This window comes from Aquimarina callyspongiae (assembly GCF_034322225.1).
Taxonomy (GTDB): Bacteria; Bacteroidota; Bacteroidia; order Flavobacteriales; family Flavobacteriaceae; genus Aquimarina.
On sequence record NZ_JAXLPA010000001.1, the window covers coordinates 598,542 to 621,723 of the forward strand.

Annotated in this window: 27 protein-coding genes; 23 read left to right on the forward strand and 4 right to left on the reverse strand. The window is 32.1% G+C overall.

Going from position 1 to position 23,182, the window contains the following annotated elements:
* The first annotated feature begins 17 nt into the window (after nucleotides 1-17).
* The 11 genes from U0D62_RS02525 to U0D62_RS02575 all read left to right on the forward strand — a co-directional run bounded on the left by U0D62_RS02525 (nucleotide 18) and on the right by U0D62_RS02575 (nucleotide 7,228).
* Nucleotides 18-617, forward strand: a complete 600-nt coding sequence (locus U0D62_RS02525; protein WP_322193715.1) for a hypothetical protein — start codon at nucleotides 18-20, stop codon at nucleotides 615-617.
* A gap of 25 nt (nucleotides 618-642) precedes the next feature.
* A complete protein-coding gene (locus U0D62_RS02530; RefSeq protein ID WP_322193716.1) occupies nucleotides 643-1,386 on the forward strand; it encodes a hypothetical protein in 744 nt (247 codons plus the stop codon).
* Between the two features lie 132 nt (nucleotides 1,387-1,518).
* Nucleotides 1,519-2,142, forward strand: a complete 624-nt coding sequence (locus tag U0D62_RS02535; RefSeq protein ID WP_322193717.1) for an NUDIX hydrolase N-terminal domain-containing protein — start codon at nucleotides 1,519-1,521, stop codon at nucleotides 2,140-2,142.
* A gap of 138 nt (nucleotides 2,143-2,280) precedes the next feature.
* Nucleotides 2,281-2,751, forward strand: a complete 471-nt coding sequence (locus tag U0D62_RS02540; protein WP_322193718.1) for an OsmC family protein — start codon at nucleotides 2,281-2,283, stop codon at nucleotides 2,749-2,751.
* Nucleotides 2,752-2,789: 38 nt separating this feature from the next.
* Complete coding sequence (locus U0D62_RS02545; protein ID WP_322193719.1) at nucleotides 2,790-3,266, forward strand: GNAT family N-acetyltransferase; 477 nt, start codon at nucleotides 2,790-2,792, stop codon at nucleotides 3,264-3,266.
* A gap of 72 nt (nucleotides 3,267-3,338) precedes the next feature.
* On the forward strand, nucleotides 3,339-3,911 hold the full coding sequence (locus U0D62_RS02550; protein ID WP_322193720.1) for a sugar O-acetyltransferase: 573 nt from the start codon (nucleotides 3,339-3,341) through the stop codon (nucleotides 3,909-3,911).
* A 101-nt stretch (nucleotides 3,912-4,012) separates the two neighbouring features.
* A complete protein-coding gene (locus tag U0D62_RS02555) occupies nucleotides 4,013-4,504 on the forward strand; it encodes a DinB family protein (protein ID WP_322193721.1) in 492 nt (163 codons plus the stop codon).
* 301 nt (nucleotides 4,505-4,805) lie between these two features.
* Nucleotides 4,806-5,549, forward strand: a complete 744-nt coding sequence (locus U0D62_RS02560) for a hypothetical protein (protein ID WP_322193722.1) — start codon at nucleotides 4,806-4,808, stop codon at nucleotides 5,547-5,549.
* Between the two features lie 136 nt (nucleotides 5,550-5,685).
* Nucleotides 5,686-5,928, forward strand: coding sequence for a hypothetical protein (locus U0D62_RS02565; RefSeq protein WP_322193724.1), 243 nt, complete (start codon nucleotides 5,686-5,688; stop codon nucleotides 5,926-5,928).
* A gap of 185 nt (nucleotides 5,929-6,113) precedes the next feature.
* Nucleotides 6,114-6,659: a hypothetical protein gene (locus U0D62_RS02570; RefSeq protein WP_322193726.1), complete on the forward strand. Its 546-nt coding sequence runs from the start codon at nucleotides 6,114-6,116 to the stop codon at nucleotides 6,657-6,659.
* A gap of 35 nt (nucleotides 6,660-6,694) precedes the next feature.
* A complete protein-coding gene (locus tag U0D62_RS02575) occupies nucleotides 6,695-7,228 on the forward strand; it encodes a hypothetical protein (RefSeq protein WP_322193727.1) in 534 nt (177 codons plus the stop codon).
* Between the two features lie 76 nt (nucleotides 7,229-7,304).
* Here U0D62_RS02575 and U0D62_RS02580 read toward each other — a convergent pair whose 3' ends face one another.
* Complete coding sequence (locus U0D62_RS02580) at nucleotides 7,305-7,904, reverse strand: fasciclin domain-containing protein (RefSeq protein WP_322193728.1); 600 nt, start codon at nucleotides 7,902-7,904, stop codon at nucleotides 7,305-7,307.
* A 431-nt stretch (nucleotides 7,905-8,335) separates the two neighbouring features.
* Between U0D62_RS02580 and U0D62_RS02585 the strand changes: the two genes are divergently transcribed.
* The 5 genes from U0D62_RS02585 to U0D62_RS02605 all read left to right on the forward strand — a co-directional run bounded on the left by U0D62_RS02585 (nucleotide 8,336) and on the right by U0D62_RS02605 (nucleotide 11,346).
* Nucleotides 8,336-8,704, forward strand: coding sequence for a nuclear transport factor 2-like protein (locus tag U0D62_RS02585; RefSeq protein ID WP_322193729.1), 369 nt, complete (start codon nucleotides 8,336-8,338; stop codon nucleotides 8,702-8,704).
* 24 nt (nucleotides 8,705-8,728) lie between these two features.
* Nucleotides 8,729-9,775 (forward strand): SMP-30/gluconolactonase/LRE family protein, encoded by a 1,047-nt coding sequence (locus U0D62_RS02590; protein ID WP_322193730.1) that lies wholly within the window; start codon nucleotides 8,729-8,731, stop codon nucleotides 9,773-9,775.
* Complete coding sequence (locus tag U0D62_RS02595; RefSeq protein ID WP_322193731.1) at nucleotides 9,772-10,383, forward strand: Crp/Fnr family transcriptional regulator; 612 nt, start codon at nucleotides 9,772-9,774, stop codon at nucleotides 10,381-10,383. Before U0D62_RS02590 ends, U0D62_RS02595 begins: the two co-directional genes overlap by 4 nt.
* A 76-nt stretch (nucleotides 10,384-10,459) precedes the next feature.
* Nucleotides 10,460-10,912, forward strand: a complete 453-nt coding sequence (locus U0D62_RS02600; protein WP_322193733.1) for a carboxymuconolactone decarboxylase family protein — start codon at nucleotides 10,460-10,462, stop codon at nucleotides 10,910-10,912.
* A gap of 17 nt (nucleotides 10,913-10,929) precedes the next feature.
* Nucleotides 10,930-11,346: a DoxX family protein gene (locus tag U0D62_RS02605; protein ID WP_322193734.1), complete on the forward strand. Its 417-nt coding sequence runs from the start codon at nucleotides 10,930-10,932 to the stop codon at nucleotides 11,344-11,346.
* A gap of 62 nt (nucleotides 11,347-11,408) precedes the next feature.
* Here U0D62_RS02605 and obgE read toward each other — a convergent pair whose 3' ends face one another.
* Together obgE and U0D62_RS02615 are read right to left on the reverse strand one after the other, a co-directional pair.
* Nucleotides 11,409-12,407 carry a GTPase ObgE gene (gene obgE / locus U0D62_RS02610; RefSeq protein ID WP_322193735.1) on the reverse strand — a complete coding sequence of 333 codons (999 nt, stop codon included), beginning with the start codon at nucleotides 12,405-12,407 and terminating at the stop codon, nucleotides 11,409-11,411.
* A 98-nt stretch (nucleotides 12,408-12,505) separates the two neighbouring features.
* The gene (locus U0D62_RS02615) at nucleotides 12,506-13,612 is read right to left on the reverse strand and encodes an adenylate kinase (RefSeq protein ID WP_322193736.1); all 1,107 of its coding nucleotides are present in this window, start codon (nucleotides 13,610-13,612) and stop codon (nucleotides 12,506-12,508) included.
* A 166-nt stretch (nucleotides 13,613-13,778) separates the two neighbouring features.
* Between U0D62_RS02615 and U0D62_RS02620 the strand changes: the two genes are divergently transcribed.
* The 3 genes from U0D62_RS02620 (at nucleotide 13,779) to U0D62_RS02630 (ending at nucleotide 18,115) form a co-directional block, all read left to right on the forward strand.
* Nucleotides 13,779-14,936, forward strand: coding sequence for a 5-(carboxyamino)imidazole ribonucleotide synthase (locus U0D62_RS02620; RefSeq protein WP_322193737.1), 1,158 nt, complete (start codon nucleotides 13,779-13,781; stop codon nucleotides 14,934-14,936).
* A gap of 73 nt (nucleotides 14,937-15,009) precedes the next feature.
* A complete protein-coding gene (gene purE / locus U0D62_RS02625; protein WP_322193738.1) occupies nucleotides 15,010-15,495 on the forward strand; it encodes a 5-(carboxyamino)imidazole ribonucleotide mutase in 486 nt (161 codons plus the stop codon).
* Between the two features lie 598 nt (nucleotides 15,496-16,093).
* Nucleotides 16,094-18,115, forward strand: a complete 2,022-nt coding sequence (locus U0D62_RS02630; protein ID WP_322193739.1) for a M3 family metallopeptidase — start codon at nucleotides 16,094-16,096, stop codon at nucleotides 18,113-18,115.
* 77 nt (nucleotides 18,116-18,192) lie between these two features.
* Here the strand turns inward: U0D62_RS02630 and U0D62_RS02635 are convergent, their stop codons facing one another.
* A complete protein-coding gene (locus tag U0D62_RS02635) occupies nucleotides 18,193-20,712 on the reverse strand; it encodes a M20/M25/M40 family metallo-hydrolase (protein ID WP_322193740.1) in 2,520 nt (839 codons plus the stop codon).
* A 174-nt stretch (nucleotides 20,713-20,886) separates the two neighbouring features.
* Here U0D62_RS02635 and U0D62_RS02640 point away from each other — a divergent pair, with 174 nt between their 5' ends.
* The 4 genes from U0D62_RS02640 (at nucleotide 20,887) to U0D62_RS02655 (ending at nucleotide 23,168) form a co-directional block, all read left to right on the forward strand.
* Complete coding sequence (locus U0D62_RS02640; RefSeq protein ID WP_322193741.1) at nucleotides 20,887-21,390, forward strand: GbsR/MarR family transcriptional regulator; 504 nt, start codon at nucleotides 20,887-20,889, stop codon at nucleotides 21,388-21,390.
* A 91-nt stretch (nucleotides 21,391-21,481) separates the two neighbouring features.
* Nucleotides 21,482-21,856 carry a hypothetical protein gene (locus U0D62_RS02645; RefSeq protein ID WP_322193742.1) on the forward strand — a complete coding sequence of 125 codons (375 nt, stop codon included), beginning with the start codon at nucleotides 21,482-21,484 and terminating at the stop codon, nucleotides 21,854-21,856.
* 29 nt (nucleotides 21,857-21,885) lie between these two features.
* A complete protein-coding gene (locus U0D62_RS02650) occupies nucleotides 21,886-22,764 on the forward strand; it encodes a methyltransferase domain-containing protein (RefSeq protein ID WP_322193743.1) in 879 nt (292 codons plus the stop codon).
* A gap of 2 nt (nucleotides 22,765-22,766) precedes the next feature.
* Nucleotides 22,767-23,168: a hypothetical protein gene (locus tag U0D62_RS02655; protein WP_322193744.1), complete on the forward strand. Its 402-nt coding sequence runs from the start codon at nucleotides 22,767-22,769 to the stop codon at nucleotides 23,166-23,168.
* The last annotated feature ends 14 nt before the right edge of the window (nucleotides 23,169-23,182 follow it).

The window sequence follows — 23,182 nt, forward strand, 5'->3', positions numbered from 1 at the left end:
AACCACCAATTATTTAAATGAAACATATTATATACTTTTTAACTTTTATATTCATTACATTTTCTTGTGAGAGTAAAAAAAATAAAATCATCCAGGAAATTTTACCAAATGACGGTAAATGGGTTAATGGTAAAACTACTTATTGGGTAGTAAATGAGAAAGATAGTACTACTACCAAAATTAAACCGAACGATACCCTTAAATATTCTAAATATCAAAAATGCATTGAATCTAAACTAATTATTAATACTAATCTATTTATAGACAAATTAGTAATAATAGATCCTTTAACAGAAACCAAAATCTCAGAACGAATTAGGTATTCAAAAAAACTAAATGAAGATTTGAAAACTGTAATCGGTTTAAATTATGATTATTTAAGAGATCGTTATGATTCCTATATTATTGATACTACTGGTACTCAAAAAAAACGAGAGGAAAATAAAGCAAAATTGGACAGCATGTACAAATATGCAGAAGAGCATGATTTATACTTATGCGGAACCGCTGCTACTGAAATCCTATATGAAGGGATCTCAGAATACACGATACCACGGGATATAAGTTTAGATTCAACTTTTTTAATAATTAATCAATGGAAAAAAACAAACCCATAGTACTACCTAATAAAATCAGTACTAAATGAAATATACGATATCATTTATATTCTTAATTCTATTTATAGGGTGTTCCAATAATAATAACAACAATAGTAATAACACTTGTAGTAACAGATTCGATTTTATAGCTTCAACTGATACAATTCCTGTTTTAAAATTTGATGTTAAAACACCTTACTATTTAGCAAGAAAAGATATCTCAGACTTATATTATAATGATGATTTATGCAAACACTGTTCGCGGATTGAGTTTAAAATACCTTTTGATATTGAAAACAAGGATGGAACTTTAAAAGTTATGACAGATTATGACTATCCATATTGCCAGGAGTGTCCAATACCTAATCGATTTAGAGAGTACTATCGCATTAATATTTATACAAAAAATCGATTATATGTAGAAGATAAAACGATTAGTCTTGACTCTTTACCATCAAATATTGAAACGTATCTACAAAGCATAGGTAAAAACAAAATAGCTCCAGAATCTTTTAGTAAAGTAAACTATCTAATCGATTGGCAACAAGGGGTGAATCAAAAATTTCTAGATACTATCTTAAAAAAGATAACCAAAGCACATTTAAAAAATGTAGAACGTTTGGTTAATGAATCTAATAGAGATTTCTGCTCACTGGATAAAGAAGAACTTATGAAGTTAAAAAGAAAATATCCTTTACAAATTGAATTTGATCTTGGTAAGTCAGAAAAAATGCACGAAATTATTTATCAAAATTATAAATATAAAGTAGAGAATAATTCATTATAAATATCCCCAACATTCTAAACTGATATATAAAATGAACGAAAATATTAGTATTAAAGCAAAAGAAACAAATTGTTGTTTTTTAATACCATGAAACTACCTACCCGATAAAGCAAGACCTAAATTTAAAAATACATGGAAAAAAGAAACTCCCTCGAATTAATTAAACGCATTAAATCATTATCAGAAACAGGGCTTGTGTATTGTCAAGATGAATATGATAAAGAACGATATGATGAATTACTCGAGATTAGCCTTGAATTATTAAGTATTGTTTCAGAAAAGCCTATTGCGGCTTTGAATGACTTTTTTATGCCAAGCCATGATTATCCCACTCCCAAAGTTGATATTAGAGCATTTTGTTTTAACAAATCCAATGAGATTTTATTGGTTAAAGAAAAATTAGATGGTAAATGGTCTCTTCCTGGAGGTTGGGGAGATATAGGTTTTTCTCCTTCAGAAGTTATAGTCAAAGAAGTAAAAGAAGAAACTGGATTAGATGCTAAAGTAATTAGACTACTTGCTATATATGACAAAAAGCATCACCCTCATCCACCTCAGCCCTTTTATGTTTATAAACTAGTATTTTTATGCGAATTGTTTGAAGGTGAAATAAACACAAGTTTTGATATTGAAAAAGCAGATTATTTTAATATTGATCACCTGCCCGAACTTTCTGAAAACAGGATTTTAAAATCTCAGATTTTACAATTACACAATATGGTAATAAATCAAAATACAGAGGTTTATTTTGATTAAAATAAAAGCACAAATCTTTAAATCTAAAATTCTTTATAAAGACATTTCAATAACACAGCATTTAGAAATATTAGAGTCGAATCTTGAAAAAATGTCATTTGGAGAAAGAATAATTAAAAAAATCATATAAACCGCATAATGAAAAATCATAATTACTTAGTTAAAATCGAATGGACAGGAAATCAAGGTAAAGGAACTCTTGATTATAAATCCTACAACCGAAGTCATACTATTTCGGGAAAAGGAAAATACAATGATATTTTAGCCTCTTCAGACCCTTCTTTTTTAGGAGACCCGTCCAGATACAATCCAGAAGAACTTTTTCTTTCATCATTATCAACCTGTCACATGCTTTGGTACCTACACCTATGTTCTGTAAATAAAATAGTAGTCACTGATTATATTGATAACGCCACAGGGATTATGGAAGAATCTAAAGATGGAAATGGAAGATTTACCGAAGTTACTCTAAATCCAATCGTGACTATCGAAAACGAAAAACAAATTAAAAAAGCCAACGAGCTACACTCAGAAGCTAATAGAATGTGTTTTATTGCAAACTCTTGCAATTTTAAAATAGGACATAACCCAAAAACTACTGTAGGTTAAATTCATCGCAAGATCATTTTAAAATAAAATATGTTATTATGATCAATGAATTTAGAATAGATCAGCAATCTCAACTTACAGAATTTGTTCTTAAAATTCAAAATGATGAATTTGGACTTGGGTTTAAAAAAGGTGAACAATTAGATTTGATAAACACTTCAGAGTTTTATAATGGTGGTGGTTTTTGGCTTGCACAAATCAAAAACGAAATCGTAGGTTGTATAGGATTACAAAAACTGAATTTTAAAAGTGGAATCCTACGAAAAATGTTTGTAAAAAAAGAATTAAGAGGAACAGGTTTAAAAATTGCTCAAAAGCTATTTGATCATTTAAAACAGGAGGCTATAAGTCTTGGGTTTGAATCTATTTTTTTAGATACTGCTGCAGTAGCAAAAGCCTCACATCGATTTTATGAAAAGAATGGGTTTATAGAATTACATAAAGATGAAATTCCTGATGGCTATCAATTTCCTGACAGAAATTCTAAAATATTCAAACTATTATTAATAGAATAAAAATCATTTGTTACAGAGTTTAGAACCTATTACCATATCCCCCATAGCGAATCATATAAATTAAGATAAGAAATGACAGAAAAGGATAAAATGCTTCATGGAGATTTTTACGACTCAAGGGATCCTGAATTGTTGAAAATGTACCATAATGCCAGGAAACTATTAAAGAAGTATAATAATCTTGATTCTGAACTCGCTGCAGAGAAAGAAAAAATTCTATCAGAACTTTTTGAGAATAAAGGTCCTGGAGTATGGATTGAGACTCCATTCTTTTGTGATTATGGAGCAAATATCTCGATAGGACAAAACACTTTTATAAATACTAATTGTATGTTTCTGGACAATAATAAAATATCTATTGGAAAAAATGGTTTAATAGCTCCTTATGTTCAGATATATACAGCTTCCCACCCTTTAAAAGCTACAGATAGAATTGTAGAAAATGGATTAGAATCTCGGTATTTGACATCATCCAAACCAGTTCATATTGGAGACAATGTATGGATTGGAGGTAATTCGATTATTTTTCCTGGTGTTTCAATAGGAAATAATGTAACGATAGGTGCAGGAAGTGTAGTAACCAAAAACATTCCCGATAATGTACTTGCTTATGGTAACCCTTGTAAAGTGATTAAAGAAATTTAGAATCAAAAATATAAGATAATAATGTATCCAATTTAAAACTATCTTTAAGGATACAAGAACAATAAATCGATACTCATTTCACTAAAATCATCAATATAAACATGAAATACACACCCAAAGATGGTTTCCCATATTATTATGATCTTGTAAGAGATATTGAATGTAAACCTCTCTTTTCTTCATTATCAACCTTTACATTTCTGGATTCAATTAATGAGGAAAAAGCTAACTATCGCTATTTACCAGACAAATGGAATATTAAACAAGTAGTCGGTCATATCACAGATCATGAAAGAATAAAGATGTTTCGTGCATTTTTACTCAGTAGAAATGAATCTGTACAATTGTGGGGGTATGACCAAAATCTTTTGGTAAATAATAGTCGTTCTGAAGAATTGACTTTTCAAGAACTAAAAACAGATTTCCTCAATGTAAGGAAAGCCTCCATTAGCTTTGTTGAAGCATTATCAGAAAATCAATTAAATATCAAAGGGATGGCCAAACAATATGAGATTACTCTTGAAAACTTTCTCAAATCTATTATAGGGCACGAAACGCATCATATAAACATACTCAAAGAAAGGTATCTCTAAAATAAAAGCTGTACATATAATTACAGAAAACCTTTTTTATATCTTAGAGTTACTCGTATTTTTGCAGCCGATTTAGAAAAACATAGAATTACGCTTTAACACTGAAGAAGAAATTGAGAGTGTAATTTTTGAATAATTTTGTATAAAAGCATACTTCAGTTTTTACCAACTATTCTGGTAAGAATTAAAGTGTGCTTTTTTTATGTGATATACAATATAAATAGTCCATATCAGTTATTAGCAAGGTTCTTTATTTTTCTAACATCTAAAGTTCATTTTATAAAGTAATTAAATTAAAACAATGAGAATTTTATTAAACACAATCCTATGCGTAGCAATTTTAACGTCAATAGTAAGTTGCTCAAATGATGATGACAATGCAACTCCAATTGACGACAGAAATTTCACAACAAATGCCGAGACTGACTTTTTCATAAATAGAGACGGTACTGTAAACTTAACAATCTCTGGATCCTTTAAAGATGGGAACTCTTCATTTGGATCGGTATTAAGCAGAGGTTTCGTTTATGGAACAACTTCAAATACTGAAGTAAATGCGAATAATACTGTAGTTGCTGCAGGTCCACAGGATATGCTTACAGGAGCTATCCAAAACTTACCAAGCGGTCAAACTTATTTTATCAGAGGGTATTTTGAGATGAGTGATAACACTTATTTTTATGGTAACGAGATACAAGCAAGTACCAATGTAAACGCGAGTACTATAAGAACACTTGTTATGGAGATGGAACCAACACCTTTTTTTGTTTCCTCAACCGAAATCACACCACAAATAAACGTTACCGAAATACAAAAAGAATCTCCTACAGAAATAGGGTTTGAATACAGTTTAAACAATGATTTTTCAAACAGTACCATCCTATTATATACAGGTCCTGCTCAAAACATAAGAATTACTAGTTACCAAGAGGTTATATCAGGTTTAACTTCTTCGACTACATATCACATCAGACCTTATGCTAAGTATGCTGATGGTACAATCACCAATGGTGGTACAAGTACTGTATCGATTACCACTAATTAACAATATCAATATTTAAGTAAACGTTAAACAAAACGTTTATAAGCAATAGCGATTTGGATTTTAATTCAAGTCGCTATTATTTTTTTATTTTGTAAACTAATTACTGAAAATCATACAATAAACTCTATATTTCTAAATGAACAGAAAAAATACCATTCTCTTTACAGCAATTTATTTGTTAATAAATTCTACTGTAATTTGGATGACCTTTAATGGGCATCTTCCAACTCATGGGAGTATCAATATTTTATTTTCTCTGTTATTCTCAGGTATTTTAGGAATCAACAATGATTTAGTTGGAAGTTTAATCTATTTGATCTTAACTACGGTATTATTTTATGGAATATCTCAATCGGCAGTAAGAAAAAATATCAAATAGTAATATTATTGGTTCTAGGATTTAGTATTTCAATTCCAGTATTGAATTTTAGTGGTCTATAATAGTTGAATAATACACTTCTCAAAGGTTTTTACTCTAAATAAACTGATGCTCTAACAAAAGTAATTGGTAACATTTTGCTTTATTGAGACACATACATATAGTACTATAACACACTTTAAAAAATGAAATTAAATTTTAAAGAAATACTATCCAATATTGGTTATTACATCCTGGCTGGAATATTCTTTTTAGGTTTCTTTATTCTTTATGCAGGAGTTGGCGGAAGAAATAGAGATGGAAATATTACATTTATCTGGATTGGATTATTGGTCTTACTTCCTTTCGGAATATGGTTTCTGATAGAAAAAATAAAAGATAAGAAGATAAAAAAACAGCTGATACTAAAAAGAAAAGAATTAATCAGAACCGGAGAAAAAATTGTTATTGATTTAGATAATGTTGAAATAAAAAGTAATAGCTGGAATCAAGAATTTATAATTGGAGCAGGAGAACACCAACGAATTGAGCATAGAGATATAAATTATAATTATATTGAATTAAAAATTCCTTATGGAAGACAAAAGATAAAATACAACCTACATATTGATATGGAATTAACAAAATTGAAAATGCATTTTGCTATCAAAGAAAAAACCTATTTATACGTAGATCCATCAGATATCAATAATAATTACCTCGATTTAAGCTTTCTAGAATACAATGAATAAATAAGTTATATTACTAGGTATCAAACAACATTTGGGTGAAGCGCAACTATGAAAAAATAGATATCAAATTTGAAGAAAATGAAATACTTTTCTCAAATGGATATTATTTCAAACAAAGCCCGGTTCACAAAAGGAAAAAAATAGTATCAAATCAAGTTTCAGAAATAAATCTAAACACCTTTCCTCCTTCACTTGTCTATCAAGAAAATGAAGTTATTTTCGTTAAACATGAATTAAAAAATGCTTTAGAAAAATTTGCTACAGTTCATAAAATTCCAATTATAAATCGATTTGATATCTGGGAACATATTAATCTCCCCTATTTGGATACAGAATTTGAGGAGCACGAAAAAAATCAATCCAAAGACCTGTTATCTCAAAACGGAATTGACGAATTAGAATTAAAAAACATCAGAAAAAAAATAGCCAGAACAATGGCTATTAACTTTTTAGTTTGGGAGTGGAATTATCTAGGACTATTTGATTACCTGGTTTGGACATACCTGAATAAAAAGAAATACTGGTGGTCTATGGAAATAGCTTTAAGGAATTACAAAAAGGAGATTTAATAATCCATTAAAAAAGCCGAATTCTGAAAATACATTCAGAATTCAGCTTCAGAGTGGTTGGTTTATTAGGGTAGGGTTACTTTTTAGGCATCATTACTGATTCAATCGTATGGATGATTCCATTTGATGCTTCAATATCATTAATCATCAATCTTCCTGCATTACCAGTTTCATCAATCAAATAGATCTTATCTCCTTTTAGAGACGCAATTAAACGAGACCCTCCTATCGTTTTTAATTTTACACTACCTCCATATTCTTTTACTGCCTTAATAATATCTTGCTTATTAATCAATCCAGAGATAATATGACAATTAATAATACCTGTTAATTTAGCATGATTTTCAGGTTTCTTAAGATTATCAAGCATATTAGGTGGTAGCCTTTCTAACGCCCCGTTAAGTGGCGCAAAAATAGTATATGGTCCTTTACCCTTAAGCATTTTGGAATAATCTGTTGTCTCTACAATCTTATTCAATTCTGAAAAACCAATATCCTTAGAGATTACTTCAGAAAGAGTAGGGACATATTTTTCTTTTTCAGGAATATCTGCCTGGGCTATCAATTTATCCTTATCAACCTTTGATACTTTCTTTGTATCTGCATCCTGACAAGAAGTTAACAATAATAATACTCCAAAAATGGTAAAAGCGCTGATTTGTGTTTTAAATCTCATTATTAATATTTAGTTAGTTACCAAAAAGTATGTTGATACTGCTATTTTATATAGCATCGTATCTGATGTCTTGTTAAAGATATTTTAACATTTGCAAACTGATGTTTATAAATGAGTATCCGTAGGATTTTAATTATTAAGCGTTTTTACTTTTTAAGATGATTTAGACAATTGTATTTGACACCAAATCTTCTTGAATACCTTATTCAAACCCTACTCATAAATGAAATCAGTTTTAGTTTTTCTTAACAACGCCAGTAACACACTTTACTTTGGTAAGGCTTGGTTAAATAATTCTTAACGAAATATTAAAAAAACGATTAACCCTTTATAATCAGCATATTGAAGAACACACCCTTAGAAATTTATCACTAAAACAAATGCTATTAATTTGTTATCTTCGAGACAGACCATAACTTAAAAATATTCGCATGCCTTCTGTTGAAATTGTTGAACGTTTTATTGCTCGTGTTGAAGAAAATGAACACGTTGCTGCCATCGAAGAATTTTACACTATTAATGCCTCTATGCAAGAAAACCAATCAGAACCCAGAGTTGGGCGAGACGTTCTTGTTGCTAACGAACGTAAAATGCTTTCGAATGTAAAATCAATATATTCTGAATGTATCAGACCTGTATTTATAAAAGATAATCAGGCAGTAATACGGTGGAAATTTAAATTTGATCTATTGGATGGCACCTCAATGCAAATTGAAGAAATCGCATATCAGCGTTGGGAAGATGAGTATATTGCTGAAGAACATTTCTTTTATGATCCTGCTCAAATGATACCTAAATAATCTATTACTTCATACTACAACACTATGCGACTTACTAAAAAAATTATTTTCTTTATTCTCGCTTTACTTATAATCTTTGTATTACATACGTTAATCACTACAGGTTTTTTCAGAAGTATCGAAAATCACTTTGAAGGAACTGTGATAAAGAAAATCAAACTTCCTGGTGCAGAAGATATCACCATAAGTCGATCAGAGAATTTTGCCCTGATCTCCTCGACACGTAGAGGCGTATATCCACCACAAGAAGAAGAAAAAGGTGGCTTATATACTATGGATTTACAAAATGGAAATTTTGATATAACTCCACTTACAACATCATTTGCAGAATCATTTGCCCCGCACGGTATTTCAATGATACAAAAGGACAGTATTTATAAGATATTGGCTATAAACCATACCGAAAAAGGACATAGCATCGAAGTTTTTTCTTTGGAAAAAGATCTAGCAATACATAAAAAGACAATTACAGATCCTCTTTTAATAAGTCCTAATGATGTGGTACTTATTGATGAAAATCGCTTCTATGTAACCAATGATCACGGATATACTAAAGGTATTGGTAAGCTACTAGAAGAATATGCAGGGCTTTCTGCCTCTAATGTATTGTATTATGATGGTAAAGAATTTAAAGAAGTAGCAAGCGGGATCGCTTATGCTAATGGAATCAACTATGACTCCAATCGCAATCTATTATATGTAGCTTCTCCCAGAGGTTTTCTAATAAAAGTATACAAACGTCTGGAAGATGGTTCATTAGATTTTATAGAAGATATCGACTGTGATACCGGTGTGGATAATATTGAAATCGATCCCGAAGGTAATTTATGGACCGCAGGGCACCCTAATTTATTGCGATTCACTGCCTATGCCAAAGGAGATAAAGAAACAGCTCCTTCAGAAATTCTTAAAATCAATTATCGAGGGGAGAATGATTATACAGTAGAAAAAATATACCTGGATGATGGTAGTACTATGTCTGCTTCATCCGTAGCCACGCCATTCAAGGATTTAATACTAACAGGCAATGTAATGGACGACGCATTTTTAGTGTTAAAAAGACAAAAATGATGAATCAATTAGTGTCACATCCAATTCATAAGATGATCGATCAACTTAAAAACCATATCCTAACTTTTGTGGCTATTCCCGAAAATGAACTGGATATCTTTTTAAATGCTTTTGAAATCCAAACTATATCTAATAAAGAATATTTAGTTACAGAAGGAAGCCACTGCAAACACAAATACTTTATTCTTCAAGGGTGTTTCAGGTGTTTTTTTGTAAATCGAAAAGGAGTAGAAAAGGTGGTCAATTTTGGTATTGAAAACTGGTGGATTACTGATTTTGATAGTTTTATCAATCAGACTGTTTCTCATCTTAATATTCAAGCTACTGAAGATTCTGTTGTTTTAAAAATCAGTAAATCTGTACTAGATACTTTTCTTGAAAAATCATTGCCGTTAAACCAATATTTTAGAATCATTTTAGAAAAAGTACGTGTTGCCGATCAAAAAAGAATTCAGTTTATGTATGATCTTTCTGGTGAAGAATTATATGATGTTTTTTGCGATTACAATCCTGATTTTGTGCAAAGAATTCCACAATATATGTTGGCTTCTTACCTAGGATTTACACCCGAGTTTCTAAGTAAAATTCGAGGTCAAAAGAAGTCATAATGCATTTCTTAATCTAGATTAATTTTTTCCTTATTTCATATTCTCAATTTTGTATTCAAACATTAAAAAAAGAGATATGAGAACCGATAGAATTAATATTAAAGACATTAATCCCAATGCTTACAAACCACTCTTTGCACTATACAATGACTTAAAGCAAAGTTCACTTACCGATATTGAGTTTTTATTAATACAAATACGAGCATCCCAAATTAATAGTTGCGCGTATTGTGTCCAGATGCATATCAAAGAGGCTATTGATAAAGGAGAAAAGCAATATAGAATTCATGGATTACCTTTTTGGAGAGATTCTGATTTTTATACTCTAGAAGAGGAAACTCTTTTAGAAATGACCGAAGAAGTTACCCTTATCGCGCAAGGTGGGTTAAAAGAATCTCTATATCAAAAAGCAATAACACTTTTTGGTAAAAAAAAGGTTGCTGATATTATTATGGCAATATGTTGTATCAATGTTTGGAACAGAATCGGAGTAGCCACTTTATTAAAACCAACACCTTCTCAAGAGTAAATAAAAATCATATTAATATGAAAACAACCTATATCAATATTTTTCTTAGGTTCAGTCTTGCAATAGGTTTCTTGTCTGCTGTTGCTGATAGATTTGGAATATGGCCTAAAGAAAATTCAACCTGGGGAGATTGGAGTACTTTTTTGGCATATACCGCAACCATAAACCCATGGATTCCTGACTATTTTATTAATACAGTTGCTATTTTGGCAACGGTAGCAGAAATAATTTTTGCTCTATTCTTAATAGTTGGCTTTAAAACATCTTTATTCGCTCAACTTAGCGGATATCTATTGTTGTTATTTGGAATTGCTATGGCCATAACCACAGGAATCAAAGGACCGCTCGATTATTCTGTTTTTACTGCTGCAGCTGCGGCTTTTGGGTTAAGTATCATTACAAAAAACTCTTCTGAATCAGGAATCGTTAAGTAAGTAAAAAAATCAAGCTCTTGATTATAATAAACCAAGAGCTTGAAATTATCTATATTGTTTGGTTATGCGTTCAGCATTTGCCAAAGTTTGTCTTTTAGTTCTTGTAATCCTTGTTGCGCTACAGAAGAAATAAATAAGTACGGAATTTGGAGTTGTTCATCCAATTCTGTTTTTAGTTCTTCTTTTAATTCATCATCCAACATGTCACATTTGGAGATCGCGATCAATCGTTCTTTATCTAATAAATCTGGATTATATCGTCTAAGCTCGTCCAATAAGATTTCATATTGTTCTTTGATATCTGGAGCATCTGCAGGCACCAAAAACAGTAAGGTAGAGTTACGTTCAATATGACGCAAAAAACGATGTCCTATTCCTTTACCTTCTGCTGCTCCTTCAATAATTCCGGGGATATCAGCCATAACAAAAGTTTGGAAATCTCTATACTCAACGATTCCAAGGTTAGGTTTCAGCGTTGTAAACTCATAATCTGCGATTTTAGGCTTTGCCGAAGTAATTACAGATAGTAAAGTAGATTTTCCTGCATTTGGAAATCCTACTAATCCAACATCGGCTAGTATTTTTAGCTCTAATGTAATATCATATTGTTGTCCTTCGACTCCTGGTTGTGCATATCTGGGTGTTTGGTTTACTGAATTTTTAAAGTGCCAGTTTCCTCGACCACCCATTCCTCCTTCAGCAATAACAATTTCCTGTCCTTCTTCGGTAATCTCATGCAAAATATTTTGAGTTTCGGTATCACGAATAACAGTTCCTAAAGGAACATCTACATAGACATCTTCTCCATCAGCACCGGTACTTCTATTCTTACTCCCATGTGCTCCGTGTCCAGCTTTGAAATGACGCTTGAATTTGAGATGATACAAGGTCCACATATTAGGATTTGCCTGGATAATAATATGTCCTCCACGTCCTCCATCACCACCATCAGGTCCTCCTTTGGTAATGTATTTCTCTCTATGTAAATGCACAGATCCTTTTCCTCCATTTCCGGAGGTTACGTGCAATTTTACATAATCTACAAAATTCCCTTCAGTCATAACTATTCACTGCCAGTTATCCCGGTACTACCCAGAATCTCATTATTATTATTTATTCAATATTTGAAAAAAAGATCCAACTTATGTTGGTATAGTAATTAAAGTTTATCAATTACTATACTTAATCTTTCTGTAATTTCATCAATAGCTCCTACTCCATCCACTCCAAAATACTTATCTTGTTTTTGATAATAATTCTTTAAGATAGCTGTTTCGTCATAATATACTTTGATACGGTTACGGATCACGCCTTCGTCTGCATCATCAGGACGTCCTGATGTTTTACCTCGCTCTAATAATCTTTGAACTAACACCTCATCATCAACCTCTAGTGCGACCATCGCACTTACTTCAGCACCTTTTGATGTCAATAACTCTGCTAAAGAGTCTGCCTGTGCTTCTGTTCTTGGGAAACCGTCAAAAATAAAACCATTTGCTTCTGGGTTTTTATCGACTTCAGCATTCAACATATTGATTGTAACCTCATCTGGTACCAATTGCCCTTTATCGATATACGATTTTGCCAATGTCCCTAATTCGGTTGCGTTTTTTATATTATACCTAAATACATCTCCTGTAGAGATATGTATCAGGCTATATTTTTGTTTTAAAACTTCTGCTTGTGTTCCTTTCCCCGCTCCTGGAGGACCGAATAACACTAAATTTGTCATGTTGTTTGATTTTAGTTGATAAACTTCGGTGAGGTTACGGCCTAATCCATTATAATCAAGTCCGCATCCTACTATAAATTTATTTGGAATCGAAATTCCGATATAATCTATATTAATTTCTTTGGTATATGCTTCGGGTTTAAAGAATAAAGTAGCAATCTTAAAAGATTTACAACCTCCATCCTTCATCAGTTGTGCCAGAACTTCGATAGTATTTCCAGTATCTACAATATCTTCTAAGACAACTATAGTTCTTCCTGCTATATCTTCTTGAAAACCTATTAACTCGTGAACTTCATTCGTAGTTTCTATACCCGAATACGATGATAACTTCACAAAACTCACTTCGCAATTATGATCGAATCGCTTTATTACTTCTGATGCAAACATAAAGGCACCATTTAAAACTCCAATAAACAAAGGGTTTTCATCTGCCAACTCTTCATTAAGCTTAGCCGACAATTTATCAATTGCTCTGGTTATTTCATCCTCGCCAATAAAAGGCGTAAATTGCAAATCGTGCAGTGTAATCATAGTAAACTGAGTATCTTCTCAGTATAGGTTTAACTTTTAAAGCGGCAAAGATAGTGATTACAAATAAGGTTATAAAAGTTTAGCTTAGGCATTTAGCTTATATTATTATGGTTATTCGTTTTGAAAAAATTATTTTTGCGGTCATAGACAGTTTTAGTATCCCAAAATGACAAATTACTTTTCTTCAGATTTTAAACTAGGTATCCTTGGCGGTGGCCAATTGGGTAAAATGATGTTATATGATACTCGTAAGTATGATATACAAACGTATGTGCTAGATCCAAGCTTTGAAGCACCAAGCAGGATTGCCTGTAATCACTTTGAAAAAGGTGACCTAACCGATTATAATACCGTATATAATTTTGGTAAAAAAGTAGATGTTCTTACCATAGAAATCGAAAACGTTAATGTTAAAGCTTTAGCCCAACTTGAAAAAGAAGGCAAAAAAGTATACCCTAGTGCTGCAACTCTTGAAAAAATACAGCATAAAGGAAAACAAAAACTTTTTTATGCCGATAAGGGCATTCCAACAGCAAAGTTTATTAAGTTTTCTAACAAAGCACACCTTACCGAAGGTATCACTAGTAATAAGGTAAAGTTACCTTTTGTATGGAAAAGTGCAAAAGGAGGTTATGACGGTAAAGGTGTATCGGTAGTTCGATCAGGAACTGATGTAGCAAAACTACCAGATATCGAATGTATTGCAGAAGAGCTTGTGAATTTTAAAAATGAACTGGCTGTAATTGTAGCTCGTAGTCCATCTGGAGAAATTAAAACATATCCTGTGGTCGAGATGGAGTTTCATCCAGAAGCAAATCAGGTAGAGTATGTAATATGCCCTGCAAGAATCAATGAAAAAGTAGCGCAACAAGCTATTGATATTGCAAAAAAAGTCTCTGAAACCTTTGAGCACGTTGGTATTCTTGCTGTAGAAATGTTTCAAACACAAAACGATGAGATTCTTGTAAATGAAGTGGCGCCAAGGCCACATAACAGTGGCCATTATAGTATTGAAGCCAGTTATACCAATCAATTTGAACAGCATATAAGAGCTATTTTAGATTTACCATTAGGAGCTACAGAAAGTAAAGTGGCAGGTATTATGGTTAACTTAGTTGGTGCTGAAGGTTATACTGGTGATGTTATCTATAATAATATAGAAACTATCCTGAAGATGGAAGGAGTTACTCCTCATATTTATGGCAAAAGACATACTCGTCCTTTTAGAAAAATGGGACATGTTACTGTAGTACACGAGGATATTTCTGAAGCCCGAAAGATCGCGGAACAGGTAAAGAAAACTATTAAAGTAATCAGCAGATAAATCATAAACACTGTTTACCTCAAATAAAACAGTATTACATTTTATAAACAATTACATTCATAAAACACCAGGAATGAGCAAAGTAGGAATTATAATGGGCAGTACAAGTGATCTGCCAGTAATGGAAAAAGCAATAGAAGTATTACAAGGTTTTGATATAGAAGTCGAAGTAGATATTGTTTCTGCACATCGTACTCCTGAAAAACTATTTGATTATGGTAAAAATGCTCATACCAGAGGTATTAAAGTAATTATTGCAGGTGCGGGCGGTGCAGCACATCTTCCGGGAATGGTAGCATCACTATCCCCACTACCTGTAATTGGAGTTCCTGTAAAATCCAGAAATTCTATTGATGGTTGGGATTCTGTACTTTCTATTTTACAAATGCCTGGAGGTGTTCCTGTAGCTACAGTAGCACTTGATGGAGCCTTAAATGCTGGTATTCTTGCCGCTCAAATTATAGGTGCATCAGATAAATGTGTACTGGATAAAATATTAATCTATAAAGAAGGGTTAAAGCAAAAGGTTATTGAAGGAGCTAAAAAAGTACAGAAATAAAGTATTTTGTACATAAATACTTACTAAAAGCAAAAAGAGTCACTGGATCAGTGACTCTTTTCAATATCAGGTCTTACAAAAGAATATAACAATATTTATTAACCAACTTAAATATATTACACAAAAAAATTCATTGCAAGACCATACTCTTAAAACCTGTAACAAAGGTAAAACCTTACTTTAATTACACAATAAAAGTACTGAAAAATTTATCAACAATTTAGATAAAAAGCATTTTTTTTCGATAAAAGGCATAAAAAGTGACTTTTTACTAGTTTTTTTAGTAGAAAAAACACACATTTTTTCATGTTTCCTACCAAAAAAGTGGCTTTTTTAAGAAAATTAGCCAAAAAAAGAGCTACAATTATTGCAGCTCTTTCAATATATTTGACCTTTATAAAGAATATTATTGTCATCCATACCCCTAACAACAATAATGTTACTTTCTTTAAATAGGTCATTACTAATAAACCTAAACAAATCTACCAGTATTATAGTAGGTTATAATCTAAATGACCAGAATTAAAGGGGTGTTTCTCGACAAAAGACACACTTTTTCGACAAAAGAATTAAATAAAATATAATTATCAATATTTATATGAACAATCCATTATTAACTTCATTCGACCTGGCGCCTTTCTCAAAATTAGAGTCAGATCATTTTTTACCGGCTATTAAACACGGTATTGCTCTAGCAAAAGAAGAGATTAATACTATATTAACAAACCCTGAAAGTCCTTCGTTTGCTAATACTATAGAAGCTTTAGATTATAGTGGCGAGCTATTAGATAGGGTAACCAGTGTGTTTTTTAACCTAAATAGTGCAGAAACCAATGAAGATATCCAGAAAATTGCACAGGAAGCCTCTCCTCTCCTTTCAGAATTTAGTAATGATATTGCGTTGAATGTAGATTTATTCAAAAGAATAGAATCTGTATACAATCAAAAAGCAACATTAAACCTTACCCCAGAACAATCAACCCTACTTGAAAAAAGATATAAGTCATTTTCAAGAAATGGAGCAAATCTCTCGGATGATAAAAAAGAAAAACTTAGAGATATTGATAAAGAGTTATCCAAATTGAGTCTTAAGTTTGGAGAAAATGTATTGGCAGAGACCAATAAATTTGAAATGTTATTAACTAATGAAGCTGATTTGGCCGGTCTTCCAGAAGGCGCAAAAGAAGCTGCAAAAGCTATGGCTGAAGCCAAAGGCAAAGAAGGATGGTTAGTTACATTAGATTATCCAAGCTATATTCCTTTTATGACATATGCTGATAATAGAGAATTACGAAAAAAACTTGCACTCTCTGCCGGTGCCAAAGGATTTCATAGTGATGATCTGGATAATCAAGATACCGTTTTAAAAATTGCAAACCTTAGATACCAACGAGCATTATTATTAGGATACAATTCTCATGCAGATTATGTTTTGGAAGAGAGAATGGCCAAAACTCCTGAAAAAGTATTTTCATTTCTAAACGAAATATTAGAAAAAGCTAAACCTGCTGCAGAAAGAGAATTTAATCAACTAGAATCTTTTGCAAAAGAATTAGATGGTATTGATCAGCTTCAAAAATGGGATGGAGCTTACTATTCTGAAAAATTAAAACAAAAACTCTTTGATCTTGATGACGAAAAGCTAAAACCATACTTTAAACTAGAGAACGTTATTGACGGTGTATTTATGATAGCTTCAAACTTGTTTGGTTTACAATTTAAAGAAACAAATGATATTGATACGTATCACGAAGAAGTAAAAACGTACAATGTATCTGATAACAATGGTAATTTTATTGCTGTATTCTATGCCGATTTTCACCCTAGGTCAGGAAAACGTAATGGCGCCTGGATGACATCGTACAAACCTCAAATGAGAAAAGAAGGTGAAAATATAAGGCCACATATTTCTATTGTCTGTAATTTTACAAAACCTACACCTAGCAAACCATCGCTTTTAACTTTTAATGAGGTAACTACTTTATTTCATGAGTTTGGTCATGCACTTCATGGTATGCTTGCTAATACTACATACCCTGGATTATCAGGAACAAGTGTATATTGGGATTTTGTAGAACTCCCTAGTCAAGTACTTGAAAACTGGTGTTATGAAAAAGATGCTTTAGAGTTATTTGCTAAACACTATGAAACTGGAGAAGTGATTCCTATGGAATTGGTTGAAAAAATCAAGGAGTCCTCAACTTTTATGGAAGGTATGGCTACACTGCGTCAGTTAAGCTTTGGGTTATTAGATATGTCCTGGCACGCTCAGAATCCAAGTAGTATTACAAATGTAAAAGCACACGAAAAGAAAGCTTTTGAAAATACATCACTCTATCCTGATGTAGCCGAAAATTGCATGAGCACTGCTTTTTCTCATATTTTTCAAGGAGGATATTCTGCGGGGTATTATTCTTATAAGTGGGCAGAAGTACTGGATGCAGATGCCTTTGAATACTTTAAAGAAAATGGAATTTTTGATAAAGGAATCGCTAATAAATTTAAAGATCACGTATTATCAAAAGGAGGTACAGAAAATCCAATGACATTATATAAACGTTTCCGAGGACAGGAACCTAAACCAGAAGCATTACTGAAACGTGCAGGGTTAATAAAATAAACCTTTTTTCATATTAGTACAAAAAAGGCGCTTCAACTGTATTATTGAAGCGCCTTTACTATTTAAAAAATTCTTATTTATTGAATAATTACTTTTTGCACAACGGTTCTTTCTCCTTCACTTTCTATTTTGATGAGATATATTCCTGATCCTAATGATAAATTCTTCGCAGATACTGTATTTATTCCAGGCTTCAATATCATCTGAGATGCTTTTTCGCCTAAAATAGTATATATAGTAGCTTTCACATTTTTGATTTTAGAATCTTTCACATGAATCACAAAACTATCTTTTGTTGGATTAGGCGTAATAATAATAGCAGACAATACACTTTCATCTTCGTTTCCAAGAATAGGAGTATTTGTCCCAAAAGCCACATGTGACTCCGTTGACCTAGAACAAGATCCTTCATAAACTTTTACATTAGAAAATGTAGAATTATTGCCACTTCCTGCATCATTATCATTTACAAACACTAATCGATCCATAGCACCTGTATAAAAATCTCCAACAGGAATAGTATATGATATAGTACCACTTGAATAATTATCATAGTTGGTTACTCCATAATTCTGAGTACCATGTACTTTAAAATATCTATTAGATGTCAAAGTATTATCATTCTCAAAACCAATACCATGAATTTCTCCCTGAGAAGTACTGCTAAAATCGAATTCTAAAACTGTATTGGCAGTAACTGTATAATTAAATGCAATATATTTCCAGGTATTATTTTGCATAGATAATCCTGATCCTCCTCCAACTATTGAGAAATTACCAGCATTATCCTGATTAGAAAAAGAAGTAACTGTATAATCATTAAAATCCAAAGCTACACATACATCTGGATCTGGATCTCCCGATCCGCCAACACTAAGATCATCAATAGCAATATCACCTTGCCAGCTACTACCAGTTACCACACTAAGTCTAAACTGCACAACACCTCCTGTATAAGAAGCGAGGTTAATATCGGCTGTATTCCAACCGCTTCCTTGTTCTCCTGTTTTTTCATAAATATTAGACCAGGTTGCTCCACCATCATCACTGGCTTCTACAGATAAGGTACCTATTGCACTTCCTTGCATATGATACTTAAAACTCAGACTACTTGATGATACTCCATTAAGGTCAAAACAAGGAGAGTTAAGTATTGCGTTTTTAGAAGGAAAACCAGTTCCGCTACCAGAAGCCTCTACATATATATAAGAAGATCCTTCTGCAGCACTAGCAGGTCCTGTACCGTTAGAAGGAGTACCATTAGCATCTACTGTCCAATTTAAATCATCGTTAGAAGACTGAGCCCAATTACCTATTGAACCCTCAAATCCTTGATTATACGGAAATGTATTGACTGTATTTGCACAAGGTTCTCCACCTCCTCCGCCAGAAACTCCATTAGAGATTTCGATTAGATATTCTAATGCTAATTTTGCAAACTTAGCCGCATGCGTAGCATTGGGTGTTGGAGAACGATCAAAAGTATCTCTAGTTGTGTGTATGTTAGGGTTGTGTTCTCCAAAACGAGCTTCAAAAGGAAAAGTTACTTTATATCCTTGTTGTGCCCAACTGTAATGATCAGAACAACCGTAGTTACATTGAGAAGTTCCGTATGTAATTCTATGCGTTCCAGAGGCATTATAATGATTTAATAATTCGATCATAAAATCATTTAAAGTATCATCATTATAAGAATCGGTAGATATATAAACATCGTTGGTAGATCCTTTATAATTTGTCATATCCAATTGCATATAACTCACTACATTAACATTACGGTTTTTATAATCCTCTGCAATCTCTTTGGAGCCTCTCAGGCCTACCTCTTCTGCCGCAAAGGCCATCAATTCTATGGTTCTTTTAGGTTTAAAATTCATAGAAAATAATACTCTGGCGGCTTCAGTAATAGTCGCGATACCAGATGCATTATCATCGGCACCAGGTGCATTATTGTTATTCCCTCCTGCCGTTGAATCTATATGTCCCCCAAGGATTACAAATTCATCTGGCTCATCTGTTCCTCTAATAGTCATTACTACAGAAGGCATATTGGTACTGGTATGGTTTACTATCCTTACAGAGATATCACTTCTGCTACCAGCCATATTCTCCCACCTTGTTTTTAGATCCAAAACAGCTTGTCGAGCGCTATTAGTTGTGTGATATCGCGTTCCATAATTTTCAAGTTCCTGAATCTGATTAGCGATGTTAACATTATTAACCAAATCAAGGCTTTGCCGTACTAACTGATCTTGAGTGATACTAAATCCAGCCGCACGTTGTTTTGCAAGAGAAAGTTTGTTTACATTTTTTATAGCATTTAGTGCGTTCTTTTCTGAGCTTTCATAAATAAATCCTGGTCCATGAGTTAATATTTTATGATGTAATTCTTCTGCTGCATGCGGACTCAGCATTACGGCACTATACCCATTTTGAGATGCCATAATCCGAATATCTTTAGGATGGTCTTTTTTTAACCCCAAAGCATCCGCAGTTTCCATGGTCGCAAAAAACATTTTTGATTTTTTCTGAGCATAACCTGCCGTTAAAAAAAGGCATAGGCATGCTATTGAAATAATTAAGCTTAATTTTTTCATTTTAATATTGAGTTTGTGTTAGATCCATAACTTACATAAAATCAACGTTTAACAAAAGTGGATTCCCCACAAAATAACAACTGGATACACCTCAAATTAATATGTATTCACTTGTACAAAATGTTTAATTTTCAATAATTTTTGAAAGTTTAAAATTTATTGTATATTTGAACTATGAATTACAATGAAGCAAAAGATAAATTTATATCCACTTGGGGAGCTCTAGGAACATTATGGGGCATTAATAAGGCAATGGCGCAGATCCACGCTTTGTTATGGATTTCTCCAGAACCACTCTCTATGGAAGAAATCATGGAAGAATTACATATCTCAAGAGGAAATGCGAGTATGAACCTACGACAACTAATAGACTGGGGAATCGTATTTAAAGAAAATAAAGTTGGTGAACGTAAAGAATATTTTGTTTCTGAAAAAGATGTACAAGAACTGGCAAGACAAGTAGCCAAAGAGCGTAGTAGAAGAGAGATTAAACCGGTAATAAAAGTACTTAAAGATGTATCTGGAATTACTAATGATGGTTCTAAAAAAACCGAAGAGTTAATAAAACAAACTAAAGCATTGTATGATCTAGCAGATACTGCAGATACCATGATGAATAAAATAGTAAGCCAGGAACAGAACTGGATAACAAAAACTTTAGTAAAATTAATTAAGTAAAACATATCAAAAGAAAGCAAAGGGATATAGTATCCTTTTCTTTTTCAATATATATTTCAATTTTTTCTGAAACTTTAAAATTATCAATAACATGAAAACAATACATAACATAAACAAATGGTGTTTTATTATCACTTTGGTATTATATGTAACAATCTACCTTGGTTTAATTGCTCAATTTTTTCTAGGAGCAATTCAAGTCATCCTTGCTCTAAGCATACTGATTTCTTGGGAGAAACTTCAACTAACTCATAAACGACACCTTAGCATTTATTTTGGGATTGCCATTCTATACGGATTATTATGGGCTACCGAAATCATAAATACTGATTTTGCAATTGTTTTTATGACAGTTGTTCCGATGTCAATTGCCGGATATTTTGTCTATATAACAAACTTAGTTTCTGAACTAAGTGCGAGTAGTTCTGATAATCCAAGCACAAAACTATCAATGACTACAAAATAATCTATCACTTATATCTAAAACATTTTATCATGAGCACATTCTCTATATTACATAAAATCAGATTTCAGAAATCCAACAAAGAAAAGGTCATTGAATTCTATGATGAAGCTACAGAAGATTATGAGTTATGGAGTAAGGATTTTAATATGCATTTTGGGTATTACATCCCTTTTAAAACCAATCTCTTTAAACGTGATTCTATGTTAAACGAAATGAATCAACAAGTGTTTGATCGTTTAGATATTCCTAAAAAAAATTCACTTGTCGCTGATCTGGGTTGTGGTATCGGTGGTGCAATGAGATATGGGCTACGCAAATATCCTTTGCTTCATATTATTGGAGTGACATTATCTTCATTTCAAGTTAAGGAAGGAAATAAAAGATTAAAAAATGTAAATGGTTTAATCCTCGAAGAGAATTATTGCAATACTTCTTTTAAAAATGATAGCGTTAATGGTGCTTACGCTATTGAAAGTCTTTGTCATTCTGGACACAGTAAAGAATCTTTACAGGAAGCCTATCGTATTTTAAAGCCCAACTCCAGATTAGTTATCGCAGATGCTTTTCTAAAAAAAGATGCTGATCAATTATGTTTAGGGAGTCATTATTGTTATAAAGAATTATGTAAAGGTTGGAGTCTAGAAGGATTAGGAAGCATTGGCACTGTAAAAAAATCTCTAGAAGAGATCGGTTTTAGAAATATCAGAATAGAAGATGTTTCTTTCAGAGTTGCTCCATCGGTACTACATGTTCCTTTTGCAATTACCGGATTTATTCTCAAAAAAATATTCAGAAAAAAACATCTAAAACCTCAGAGTTGGAAAAATCTAAAAGGATCTTTATTTGCTTTATTATCCGGGTTACATATGCAAAGCTTCGGGTATTACTTAATTACTGCAGAGAAATAAAAATGAATACTCATTCTATTACTTATCAATGGGTTTATATCATAATTGCAACTGTAATTTCGACAATAACATTGTTTTATTACTCAAAAGCAATTCCCGAAATAATCCCAGATGATAAATTGATATTAGAATTTTTAATGTGTTCAGGTCAAATATTCTGGCAAGGTATGATCATTTTGATATTTATAAATAAAAAAATAATCACTTCTTATATATATAATATGATCACAATATCCTTGCTGGGATCTTTGATGTTAATCCCTTTTTTAATTATGAATCAAAAAAGCACTTTTAGTGTAGAAATACGAGTGTTTTATTTCTTCGTAGTTATTTCAATTATGATCATTGAACATATACGCCGAATCAAAAAGTTAGGTTTACCTACTTATTTAACCTGGACTTAGGTGTTTTACAGGGT

Bases quoted from the DNA above. Each gene is read 5' to 3' on its own strand.
- U0D62_RS02525 (WP_322193715.1), top strand. From the start codon at position 18: ATGAAACATATTATATACTTTTTAACTTTTATATTCATTACATTTTCT.
- U0D62_RS02530 (WP_322193716.1), top strand. From the start codon at position 643: ATGAAATATACGATATCATTTATATTCTTAATTCTATTTATAGGGTGT.
- U0D62_RS02535 (WP_322193717.1), top strand. From the start codon at position 1,519: ATGGAAAAAAGAAACTCCCTCGAATTAATTAAACGCATTAAATCATTA.
- U0D62_RS02540 (WP_322193718.1), top strand. From the start codon at position 2,281: ATGAAAAATCATAATTACTTAGTTAAAATCGAATGGACAGGAAATCAA.
- U0D62_RS02545 (WP_322193719.1), top strand. From the start codon at position 2,790: ATGATCAATGAATTTAGAATAGATCAGCAATCTCAACTTACAGAATTT.
- U0D62_RS02550 (WP_322193720.1), top strand. From the start codon at position 3,339: ATGACAGAAAAGGATAAAATGCTTCATGGAGATTTTTACGACTCAAGG.
- U0D62_RS02555 (WP_322193721.1), top strand. From the start codon at position 4,013: ATGAAATACACACCCAAAGATGGTTTCCCATATTATTATGATCTTGTA.
- U0D62_RS02560 (WP_322193722.1), top strand. From the start codon at position 4,806: ATGAGAATTTTATTAAACACAATCCTATGCGTAGCAATTTTAACGTCA.
- U0D62_RS02565 (WP_322193724.1), top strand. From the start codon at position 5,686: ATGAACAGAAAAAATACCATTCTCTTTACAGCAATTTATTTGTTAATA.
- U0D62_RS02570 (WP_322193726.1), top strand. From the start codon at position 6,114: ATGAAATTAAATTTTAAAGAAATACTATCCAATATTGGTTATTACATC.
- U0D62_RS02580 (WP_322193728.1), bottom strand. From the start codon at position 7,904: ATGAGATTTAAAACACAAATCAGCGCTTTTACCATTTTTGGAGTATTA.
- U0D62_RS02585 (WP_322193729.1), top strand. From the start codon at position 8,336: ATGCCTTCTGTTGAAATTGTTGAACGTTTTATTGCTCGTGTTGAAGAA.
- U0D62_RS02590 (WP_322193730.1), top strand. From the start codon at position 8,729: ATGCGACTTACTAAAAAAATTATTTTCTTTATTCTCGCTTTACTTATA.
- U0D62_RS02595 (WP_322193731.1), top strand. From the start codon at position 9,772: ATGATGAATCAATTAGTGTCACATCCAATTCATAAGATGATCGATCAA.
- U0D62_RS02600 (WP_322193733.1), top strand. From the start codon at position 10,460: ATGAGAACCGATAGAATTAATATTAAAGACATTAATCCCAATGCTTAC.
- U0D62_RS02605 (WP_322193734.1), top strand. From the start codon at position 10,930: ATGAAAACAACCTATATCAATATTTTTCTTAGGTTCAGTCTTGCAATA.
- obgE (WP_322193735.1), bottom strand. From the start codon at position 12,407: ATGACTGAAGGGAATTTTGTAGATTATGTAAAATTGCACGTAACCTCC.
- U0D62_RS02615 (WP_322193736.1), bottom strand. From the start codon at position 13,612: ATGATTACACTGCACGATTTGCAATTTACGCCTTTTATTGGCGAGGAT.
- U0D62_RS02620 (WP_322193737.1), top strand. From the start codon at position 13,779: ATGACAAATTACTTTTCTTCAGATTTTAAACTAGGTATCCTTGGCGGT.
- purE (WP_322193738.1), top strand. From the start codon at position 15,010: ATGAGCAAAGTAGGAATTATAATGGGCAGTACAAGTGATCTGCCAGTA.
- U0D62_RS02630 (WP_322193739.1), top strand. From the start codon at position 16,094: ATGAACAATCCATTATTAACTTCATTCGACCTGGCGCCTTTCTCAAAA.
- U0D62_RS02635 (WP_322193740.1), bottom strand. From the start codon at position 20,712: ATGAAAAAATTAAGCTTAATTATTTCAATAGCATGCCTATGCCTTTTT.
- U0D62_RS02640 (WP_322193741.1), top strand. From the start codon at position 20,887: ATGAATTACAATGAAGCAAAAGATAAATTTATATCCACTTGGGGAGCT.
- U0D62_RS02645 (WP_322193742.1), top strand. From the start codon at position 21,482: ATGAAAACAATACATAACATAAACAAATGGTGTTTTATTATCACTTTG.
- U0D62_RS02650 (WP_322193743.1), top strand. From the start codon at position 21,886: ATGAGCACATTCTCTATATTACATAAAATCAGATTTCAGAAATCCAAC.
- U0D62_RS02655 (WP_322193744.1), top strand. From the start codon at position 22,767: ATGAATACTCATTCTATTACTTATCAATGGGTTTATATCATAATTGCA.